This is a genomic window from Aquibium sp. A9E412 (assembly GCF_030398335.1).
In the GTDB taxonomy this organism is placed as follows: Bacteria; Pseudomonadota; Alphaproteobacteria; order Rhizobiales; family Rhizobiaceae; genus A9E412.
Window position 1 is genome coordinate 19713 of sequence record NZ_JAOAOP010000047.1, and the last position, 9768, is coordinate 29480.

Below are 9768 nucleotides of genomic sequence, written 5' to 3' on the forward strand. Positions count from 1 at the left end.
GGCTTGCCGGCCGGCCGGGCGGACACTATCAATGGCTCGCATCCGAAGCCACAGGGGCGCCGTTGCTTTCTCGCTTGCACCTTCCGACGCACCGACCGGCCGCGCTCGCGCTGGCCGCGCTGCTGTTGCTCGTCCTGGCGCTTCCCGCCGCGCTGGCGCAGCAGGCCGACACGGTGATCGCCGAGCAGGAGCGGGTGATCGACGAGATCAGGAACCGCGTCGAGGCGCTCGAGGCGGCGACCGAGGCGGCGGCCGAGGACGATGCGCAGCTCGTCGAGATCCGACTCGAGCTCGAGGAGGTGGCCGACAGCCTGCTGCAGGCCGGGCTCGCCTTCCGGCCGCATCTGGCCGAGGTCAACGCCCGGCTCGAGCAGCTCGGCCCGCCGCCCGAGGAGGGCCAGCCGGCCGAGCCCGACATCGTCACCGAGGAGCGGCTGCGGCTGCTCGCCCAGAAGGGGCAGATCAACGCGCTGATCGGCGAGGCGGAGGCGCTGTCGATCACCGCCAGCCGGCTCATCGAGCAGATCACCGCCATGCGGCGCGACCTGTTCGCGCGCACCCTGTCGAAGCGCTACGAGATCAGCTTCACGCTGATCGGCGAGGTGGTGCGCGACTTCGGCGTCGAGGCGCAGGAGCTCTACAACACGGTCGCCTCGTGGCTGCGCTTCGCCGTCGCCTTCAAGCTCACCTCGCTGCTCGTCGCCACCTTGCTGGCGCTGATCGCCGCCGCCATCATCTTCCTCGGCGGCAAGCGGCTGTTCGGCAGCCTGATCGTGGCCGAGCCGGAGGCCGAGGACCCGTCCTATCTCAGCCGGCTTTCGGTCGCCTTCTGGTCGACCCTGCTGCCGTCGATCGCGCTCGCGGTGTTCCTGTCGGCGACCTACTTCCTCTACGTCTCCTACGGCGTTCTCAGGCCCGACATCGCGCGCATCATGCTGACGCTGTTCAACGTGCTCGCCGTCGTCTACTTCGTGCATCGGCTGTCGCGCGCGGCGCTGTCGCCGCGCCTGCCCAACTGGCGGCTGATGCCGGTCGGCTCGCGCGCCGCCCGCACGCTGGTCTGGCTGGTCTTTGCCACCGCGGCGATCAACGGCCTCGACTACGTCCTGACCACCATCAACGAGGTGCTCGACGCGCCGCTGGCGCTGACCGTCGGGCAGAGCCTGGCCGCCACCGTGGCGGTCGGCCTGCTGGTCATCCTGATCGGCACGGTCAAGCCCTTCACCGGCGACAGCGGCGAGGCCGGGCAGGAGGAGGCGGCTGCGCCGGCCGCCCCGGCGGCGGCGCGCCCGTGGCCGACCTGGCTGCGCTACCTGCTCTACCTGCTCGGCGGCGCCACCATCGTGTCGGCCGTGCTCGGCTATATCGGGCTCGCCCGCTTCCTGTCGCAGCAGATCGTGGTGACCGGCGCCATCCTGGTGACCATGTATATCGGCTTCCTGTCGGCGCGCGCGCTGTCGGAGGCCGACGCCTTCACCCACACCGCGCTCGCCCAGCGGCTGAAGCGCCGCTTCGCCTTCGACGACGGCACGCTCGACAAGCTCGGCCTGGCGACGTCGATCGCCGTCAACCTGCTCGTGCTCGTGTGGGGCGTGCCGCTGATCCTGTTCCAGTGGGGCTTCCAGTGGGGCGACATCCGCGGCTGGGTGACGCGGCTCGTCACCGAGGTGCACATCGGCTCGGTCACCATCTCGCTGGTCGGTATCCTCACAGGCATCGTCGTCTTCGCCATCGGCTACTTCCTGACCCGCTGGTTCCAGAGCTGGGTCGACGGTTCGGTGATGGCGCGCGGGCGCATGGACGTCGGCGTGCGCAACTCGATCAAGACCGCGATCGGCTATGCCGGCCTCGCCGTGGCGGCGCTGATCGGCATCTCGGCCGCCGGCATCGACCTGTCCAACCTGGCGCTGGTCGCCGGCGCGCTGTCGCTCGGCATCGGCTTCGGCCTGCAGAACATCGTGTCGAACTTCGTGTCCGGCCTGATCCTGCTCGCCGAGCGGCCGTTCAAGGCGGGCGACTGGATCGTCGCCGGCCAGGTGTCGGGCACGGTGAAGAAGATCAGCGTGCGCGCCACCGAGATCGAGACCTTCCAGCGCCAGACGATCATCCTGCCCAATTCGGAGCTGATCAACGCGGCGGTCGGCAACTGGACGCACAAGAACAGCCTCGGCCGGCTCGAGATCCCCGTCGGCGTCGCCTACGGCTCCGACGTGCGCAAGGTGCACGACATCCTGATGGAGATCGCCCGCGGCCACCCGCTGGTGCTGAAGAACCCGGAGCCCTTCATCCTGTTCGCCGGCTTCGGCGAATCCTCGCTCGATTTCGAGATCCGCGTCTATCTCGCCGACATCCTGACGCAGCTCGAGGTGCTCAACGACATCCGCTTCGCCGTCGTCGAGGCGTTCGAGCGCGAGGCCATCGAGATCCCGTTCCCGCAGCGCGACATCCACATCAAGTCCGGCCGCATCACCGCCGCCGAGCCCGACGCGGCGGCGTCCGCGCCGATGGCGCGCGGCGCGGCGCCGCTCGAGGGGCCGGACGCGGAATGACGCCATTCAGTTGCGGTTCAGCTTGCCGGCCCTATAACCTCGGCATGAGACGCGACTTCACGAGAGGCGGTGGCAACACCGGACGCACGGGTATGAAGACAATTGCGATTGCCGCCGCGGCGCTGCTTCTGGCCGGCGGTGCCGCCTTTGCCGCGAGCGCGGTCAACCGCGACGAGGAGCCGCGCACGCTGGTGGTCACCGAAGGCGGCAGCCAGTCGGAGCTCACCGTCGGCCCCGGCGAGACCGTCGAGTTCTGCGCCAACGGCTGCTTCGTCACCATGCCCGACGGCGATCGCGGCGTGCTGACCGGCGCCGAGACGATCGAGATCATGGAAGGCCGCGCCAACATCCGCTGACGCGGCCCGCCGGCCGATCCACGGCATTCGAGCGATCGCGGTAAGCTGCGGTTAAACCTGTCGCGAGAAACCCCCCGGCCGCACGGCCTTGGCGGCCGCGCGTTCAGGGTTCGGCATCCCTTTCGAGCTATAGCCGGTTGCAGGAAACAGGCGACCAACAGGCTGGCTCGACACATGGATGCGCGGTCCGAAAGCACTGCCGTACCGCTTGCCGTCGACCTCGACGGCACGCTGATTGCGACCGATCTCTTGTGGGAAGGGCTCTTCCTGCTGCTCAGGAAGAATCCGCTCTATCTGTTCATGCTGCCGGTGTGGCTGGCCGGCGGCAAGGCGCATCTCAAATGCGAGATCGCCGCGCGCATCGATCTCGACCCCGCCGCGCTGCCCTACCGCGCCGCCCTCGTCGAGCGGCTCGAGCAGGAGCGGGCGGCCGGCCGGCGCATCGTGCTGGCCACCGCCGCGCCGAAGCGCTTCGCCGAGGCGATCGCCGCCCATCTCGGCGTCTTCGACAGCGTGATCTCGACCGACCGCGGCTGCAACATGGCGGCCGGCCGCAAGCGCGCCGCGCTGATCGAGGCCTTCGGCGACGGCGGCTTCGACTATGCCGGCAACGCACGGCCCGACATCGCCGTGTTCGACGCCGCGCGCGCCGCGCTGGTGGTGGCGCCCGACCGGCATGCCGCGCGCTGGCAGGCCGCGCACGACGCCGAGCTGCTGCCGGCGCCGAAGCCGACCTGGCGCACCATCCTCAAGATGCTGCGCGTCCACCAGTGGCTGAAGAACTCGCTGATCGCCGTGCCGGTCATCCTGTCGCACGAATATCTCGACGTCGGCATGCTGCTGGCCTGCGCGCTCGCCTTCGTGTCGTTCAGCGCCGCGGCCTCGGCGATCTACGTCCTCAACGACTTCTTCGACCTGGCGCTCGACCGCCGCCATCCGACCAAGCGCAACCGGCCGTTCGCCAGCGGCGTGCTGTCGATGCCGTTCGGACTCGGCGCCATCGCGGTGCTGCTGACGGTCAGCGCGCTCACCGCGCTGTTCCTGCCGCCGCTGTTCTGGCTGGTGCTGGGCGGCTATCTGGTCGCCACCACGGCCTACTCGCTGTCGCTCAAGCGCATGCTGCTCGTCGACGTGCTGACGCTGGCCGGTCTCTACACCATGCGCATCCTGGCCGGCGCGGCGGCGACCGGCGTCGACGTGTCGTTCTGGCTGCTCGCCTTCTCGATCTTCTTCTTCCTGTCGCTGGCGCTGGTGAAGCGCTACGTCGAGCTGCGCACCACCGCGCTGCCGGCCGGCGAGCGCATCGCCGGGCGCGGCTACCGCGCCGAGGACCAGGAGATCGTCGGCCAGGCCGGCATGGCGTCGGCCTTCGCCTCGGCGCTGGTGCTGGCGCTCTACATCGACAGCGAGGCGGTGCGCGAGCTCTACGCCCATCCGTGGCTGGTCTGGCCGCTCGGGCCGATCGTCCTCTACCTGACCATGCGGCTGTGGATCCTGGCGCGCCGCGACGAGATGCACGACGACCCGATCGTCTTCATCATCCGCGACTGGCGCAGCCAGCTCGTCGCCGGGCTCGGCGCGGTGCTGCTCGTCGTGGCGGGGATGTAGCCGATGGCCGCGCCTCTGCAGAGCTTCGGCCGGGTGTCGCCGCCGGCCGCGCGCGCGGTGCCGGGCGTCGAGGCGGCGGCGCTCCTGACCTCGCGGCGGGCGCTGCGCGGCGCGCTGCTCGCCTATGGCAACGGCCGCAGCTATGGCGACAGCTGCCTCAACACCGGCGGCACGCTGGCCGACATGCGCGGCATGAACCGCATCCTCGCCTTCGACGGCGAGCGCGGCGTCGTTACCGCCCAGGCGGGCGTGCTCCTGCGCGACCTGATCGCCCATGTCGCGCCGCACGGCTTCTTCCTGCCGGTGGTGCCCGGCACCGAGCTGGTGACGCTCGGCGGCGCCATCGCCAACGACGTGCACGGCAAGAACCATCATCGCCGCGGCACCTTCGGGCGGCACGTCGAGCGGCTGTCGCTGCTGCGCTCCGACGGGGCGGTGCACGAGGCGAGCCCGCGCGTGGAGAAGGCGCTGTTTTCCGCCACCATCGGCGGCATGGGGCTGACCGGCATGATCACCGAGGCGACGATCCGGCTGATGCGCGTCGGCTCGCCGGACGTCGTCGAGGAGGTCACGCCGTTCGCCGCCCTCGACGGCTTCTTCGAGCTGGCCGCGCAGGCCGACGCCGACAACGAGTACGCCGTCGCCTGGATCGACCAGCTCGCCGGCGGGCGGCGTGCCGGCCGCGGCCTGATGCTGACGGCGAACCACGCAGACGAACCGGCCGCCGCACCGGCCCGGCCGGGCCGCCGGCTCGCCGTGCCCTTCACGCCGCCGGTCACCGTCCTCAACCGGCCCTTCCTGAGGCTGTTCAACGCCGCCTACCGCACCGCCAAGGGGCGCGCGGGCAAGCCGCGCCGCACGCCCTATCGCAGCTTCTTCTTCCCGCTCGACGGCGTGCGCGACTGGAACCGGCTGTACGGCCCGCGCGGGCTGTTCCAGCACCAGAGCGTGGTGCCGGAGGAGACGGCGCGCCGCGCGCTGCCGGCGCTGCTGGCGGCCGCGCGCGAGGCGGGGCAGGCGTCCTTCCTCACCGTGCTCAAGCGCTTCGGCCCGCTCGCCTCGCCGGGGCTCCTGTCGTTCCCGCGGCCGGGCTACACGCTGACGCTCGACTTTCCCAACCGCGGCCGCGCCACGCTCGAGCTGCTCGCCCGTCTCGACCGCATCACCGTGGACGCCGGCGGCGCGGTCAATCCCTACAAGGACGCGCGCATGGGCGCGCCGGTGTTCGCCGCCTCCTTTCCCGACTGGCCGGCGCTCGAGCGGCTGCGCGATCCCGCCTTCATGTCGGACTTCTGGCGCCGCACGGCGCTGTGCCTGCCGGCCCGCAACGCGGAGCACCGCCATGCCGCCGAATGACGGCCGCCGGGCGCACCGGCCGTTCGAATGCGAGCGGTCCGATTCACGGTTTCTTCTTGCCGGCCTGCTAGGCCGGAGCAGGGTGGGATAAGATGAAGTACTTGCCTTTCATACTGTTCACGGTGATGACCAACGCCGCGGCCCAGCTCATGCTGAAATACGGCATGATGCAGCTCGGCGCGCTCAGCTTCGCCGGCGTCAATCCGGTCTTCAAGATGCTGCAGATCGTCTTCAGCCCGTGGGTCTTCCTCGGCCTGACGACCTTCGTGGTATCGATGGCCTCGCATCTCTACGTCTTGTCGAAGGTCGAGCTGTCCTTCGCCTATCCCTTCCTCAGCCTCGCCTATGTGGCGGTCGCGGTGTTCGCCTATTTCGTCTTCCGCGAGGACCTGAACGCCTACCGCATCGCCGGCATCGCGCTGATCTGCGTCGGCACCGTGCTGATCGCCCAGAGCGGCCGGCATGCCGGCGAGGACGACGGCGCCCTTTCCAACCAGACGCTCCATTCGCAGAGGTCCATGATCCAATGAAGCACATCATCTTCGGCGGCGACGGCTTCGTCGGCCGGCATCTCGCTCCCAAGCTCCTCGCCGACGGCGAGGAGGTGGTGGTGGCCGACATCGCGAAGAGCGACCTGCCGCACTACCGCAACGTCCGCTTCGTCACCTGCGACGTCACCGATCCCGCCTCGGTGGCCGCCGTCGGCATCGGCGCCGACGACATGGTCTACAACCTGTCGGCCAAGATGCTGTCGCCGATCCAGGTGCGCGCCAAGCGGCACGACTTCTTCTGGCCGGTCAACTATCACGGCACGGTCAACATCATCGAGGCGATGGACCGTGCCGGCGCCGACCGGCTGGTGCACTACACCACCGACATGATCTACGGCCACACGGTCGCCTATCCGATGACCGAGGACCATCCGGTCGCGCCGCTCGGCGAGTACGGCCTGTCGAAGCTGGAGACCGAGACGCTGGCCGCCGGCTGGCGCGAGCGCGGCATGCGCATCGCGCTGTTCCGGCCGCGCCTGATCATCGGTCCGGGCCGCCTCGGCATCCTGGAGAAGCTGTTCAAGCTGATCGACTGGAACCTGCCGGTGCCGATGATCGGCGCGGGGCGCAATCCCTACCAGTTCATCTCGGTGTTCGACTGCGCCGAGGCGGCGCGGCTCGCCTGGAAGGCGGGCGTGCCGAACGAGGCCTACAATCTCGGCTCGCTCAACCCGCCGCCGGTGCGCCGGCTGCTCGGCGACCTGATCCGCCACGCCGGCTCGCGCTCGATCCTGCTGCCGACGCCGGGCTGGGCGGTCAAGCGCACGCTCGACCTGCTCGACCGCGTCAACCTGCCGCTGATGGACCCCGAGCAGTACCTGATCGCCGACGAGATGTGCGTGCTCGACGTCTCGAAGGGCGAGCGCCAGCTCGGCTGGGTGCCGCAGTACCGCGACGCGGACATGCTGATCGCCGCCTACGACGAATACCGCGCCAAGAAGGCCGCCGGCAGCGCGCCGGCCGCCGAGCACGTGCCGGCCGAATAGGAGAGACCGATGACCGTCCTGAGCAAGACCGATACCCGCCAGGCGCGCCCCGTGATGGCCGCGCCCGCGCTCGCCCCGTCCTCGATCGCCAGGCCCGACCTGATGACGGTGGACGACGCCAAGGCGCTCGACGTGGCGCGCATGACCGAGCTGTTCAAGGCGCATCTCAACCCCGGCCAGCTCCACTTCATGAAGCTGCTCGGCTTCCACAAGGTGAAGATCGAGCGCGCCGAGGGCATGTACTACATCGACCAGAACGGCCGCCGCATCCTCGACTTCTTCGGCGGCTTCGGCTCGCTCGCCTTCGGCCACAACCACCCCCGCATCCTCGAGGCCAGGCGCAGGTTCCAGGAGGAGAAGCGGCACGAGATCGCCATCGCCTTCATGTCGCAATACGCCACCGCGCTGGCGCACAACCTGGCCGCCTGCAGCCCCGGCGATCTCGACATGGTGTTCCTCGGCTCGACCGGCTCGGAGGCGATGGAGGCGGCGATCAAGGTGGCCGAGCGCGCCGCCGGGCCGAAGCGCTCGAAGATCGTCTATGCCGAGAACTCGTTCCACGGCAAGACCAAGGGCACGCTGTCGCTGACCGACAGCCCGCTCTACCGCGGCGAGTTCCGGCTGGTCGACAACACCGTGCGCGTGCCGTTCGGCGACATCGCCGCGGTGGAGAACGCCTTCCGCGCCGACCCGGAGATCGGCGTCATCGTCCTGGAGACGGTGCAGGGCGGCGGCGGCATCGTCTCGGCGCCGGCCGAATACTGGCAGGCGCTGCGCGCGCTGTGCGACCGCTACGGCGTGCTGTGGGTCGCCGACGAGGTGCAGTGCGGCTTCGGCCGCACCGGCCGCTTCTACGCCTTCGAGCACTACGGCGTCGTGCCCGACGTCACCGCGCTCGCCAAGTCGCTGGGCGGCGGCAAGGCCGCCGTCGGCGCCATGATCGCCAGGCGCGAGGTCTACATGAAGGCGTACGGCTCGCCCAAGACGGCGATGATCCACGCCGCCGCCACCTTCGGCGGCATCGGCGAGGCGAGCGTCACCTCGATCGAGGCGATCAACGTGCTCTACGACGAGCAGCTGATGGAGAACGCCGAGACGACCGGCGCCTATCTCATCGAGCGGCTGGACGGGCTGAAGGCGAAATATCCCAACATCATCAAGGACGTGCGCGGCCGCGGCTTGATGGTCGGGCTGGAGTTCCAGGACTTCAGCCGCACGCTGCCGGCGGTGCTCAGGCCGATGGTCGGCATGCTCGACGACAAGCTCAAGGGCTCGCTGTCGGGCTTCGTCGGCGCGCTCCTCTTGCGCGACCACGGCGTGCTGGTGGCCTTCACCGAGTACAACCGCAACGTTATCCGGCTGGAGCCGCCGCTGATCTGCCAGCGCGAGCATGTCGACGCCTTCGTCGACGCGCTCGACGCGCTGCTGGGCCGCGGCGTCGTCGCCATCGTGCGCGACTTCGTCAAGAGCCAGATGGGCTAGGACACCCCGCCCGGTCTCCCGCTTGCGGGAAGGGTCGCCGACCGCTGATCTCCCCTCCTTTGAGGATGAGATGTCGGCGCAGCCGACAGAGGGGGCGCCAGAGGGGACGGCCGCCGAAGACGCGCGCAACCTCACCCTCTCCCCGCTTGCGGGGAGAGGGCAGGGTGAGGGGCAGCGTCGACCTGGCGGCGGGGCGCGCCATTCGCAGCGATGGCGGTGCACGCGCGGCTGCTGCCGGCGCGGCCCCTCATCCGCCCCTGCGGGGCACCTTCTCCCCGCAGGCGGGGAGAAGGGGGCGCCCCGGTCTCGCAAGTCTCGGCACGGCGGCCGGCCGCAAACGCCGACCCGATCTCCCCCCCTTGAGGAGGAGATGTCGGAGCAGCCGACAGAGGGGGGTGCCAGAGGGGACGGCCGCCGAAGACGCGCGCAACCTCACCCTCTCCCCGCCTGCGGGGAGAGGGCAGGGTGAGGGGCAGCGCCGACCTGGCGGCGGGGCGCGGCATTCGCAGCGATGGCGGTGCACGCGCCGCGGGTGCCGGCGCCGCCCCTCATCCGCCCCTGCGGGGAGAGGGCAGGGTGAGGGGCAGCGTCGACCTGGCGGCGGGGCGCGGCATTCGGAGCGATGGCGGTGCACGCGCGGCGGATGCCGGCGCGGCCCCTCATCCGCCCCTGCGGGGCACCTTCTCCCCGCAGGCGGGGAGAAGGGGGCGCCCCGGTCTCGCAGGTCCCGCACGGCGGCCGGCCGCAAACGCCAGCCCGATCTCCCCCCTTGAGGAGGAGATGTCGGCGCAGCCGACAGAGGGGTGCCAGATGGGACGGCCGCCGAAGCCGTGCGCGACCTCACCCTCTCCCCGCTAGCGGGGAGAGGGCAGGGTGAGGG

General features: G+C 70.3%; 7 protein-coding genes. All 7 read left to right on the top strand.

What is annotated here, in order from left to right; all coding sequences use genetic code 11:
* Positions 1-74 precede the first annotated feature (74 nt).
* The gene (locus N1F89_RS15170) at positions 75-2549 is read left to right on the top strand and encodes a mechanosensitive ion channel family protein (protein ID WP_290085042.1); all 2475 of its coding nucleotides are present in this window, start codon (positions 75-77) and stop codon (positions 2547-2549) included.
* A 92-nt stretch (positions 2550-2641) separates the two neighbouring features.
* Positions 2642-2905 carry a hypothetical protein gene (locus tag N1F89_RS15175; RefSeq protein WP_290085043.1) on the top strand — a complete coding sequence of 88 codons (264 nt, stop codon included), beginning with the start codon at positions 2642-2644 and terminating at the stop codon, positions 2903-2905.
* 174 nt (positions 2906-3079) lie between these two features.
* On the top strand, positions 3080-4513 hold the full coding sequence (locus tag N1F89_RS15180; RefSeq protein ID WP_290085044.1) for a UbiA family prenyltransferase: 1434 nt from the start codon (positions 3080-3082) through the stop codon (positions 4511-4513).
* A 3-nt stretch (positions 4514-4516) separates the two neighbouring features.
* Positions 4517-5869, top strand: coding sequence for an FAD-binding oxidoreductase (locus N1F89_RS15185; protein ID WP_290085045.1), 1353 nt, complete (start codon positions 4517-4519; stop codon positions 5867-5869).
* Positions 5870-5961: 92 nt separating this feature from the next.
* Entirely contained in the window at positions 5962-6399 is a 438-nt protein-coding gene (locus tag N1F89_RS15190) for an EamA family transporter (RefSeq protein ID WP_290085046.1), read from the top strand.
* Positions 6396-7406 carry an NAD(P)-dependent oxidoreductase gene (locus N1F89_RS15195; protein ID WP_290085047.1) on the top strand — a complete coding sequence of 337 codons (1011 nt, stop codon included), beginning with the start codon at positions 6396-6398 and terminating at the stop codon, positions 7404-7406. The genes N1F89_RS15190 and N1F89_RS15195 overlap by 4 nt, the downstream gene beginning before the upstream one ends.
* 54 nt (positions 7407-7460) lie before the next feature.
* Entirely contained in the window at positions 7461-8888 is a 1428-nt protein-coding gene (locus N1F89_RS15200) for an aspartate aminotransferase family protein (protein ID WP_290085050.1), read from the top strand.
* Positions 8889-9768 lie beyond the last annotated feature (880 nt).

What these genes read in the sequence shown, in the direction of transcription:
- N1F89_RS15200 (WP_290085050.1), top strand. Translation starts at nt 7,461, where the DNA reads ATGGCCGCGCCCGCGCTCGCCCCGTCCTCGATCGCCAGGCCCGACCTG.
- N1F89_RS15190 (WP_290085046.1), top strand. Translation starts at nt 5,962, where the DNA reads ATGAAGTACTTGCCTTTCATACTGTTCACGGTGATGACCAACGCCGCG.
- N1F89_RS15185 (WP_290085045.1), top strand. Translation starts at nt 4,517, where the DNA reads ATGGCCGCGCCTCTGCAGAGCTTCGGCCGGGTGTCGCCGCCGGCCGCG.
- N1F89_RS15175 (WP_290085043.1), top strand. Translation starts at nt 2,642, where the DNA reads ATGAAGACAATTGCGATTGCCGCCGCGGCGCTGCTTCTGGCCGGCGGT.
- N1F89_RS15180 (WP_290085044.1), top strand. Translation starts at nt 3,080, where the DNA reads ATGGATGCGCGGTCCGAAAGCACTGCCGTACCGCTTGCCGTCGACCTC.
- N1F89_RS15195 (WP_290085047.1), top strand. Translation starts at nt 6,396, where the DNA reads ATGAAGCACATCATCTTCGGCGGCGACGGCTTCGTCGGCCGGCATCTC.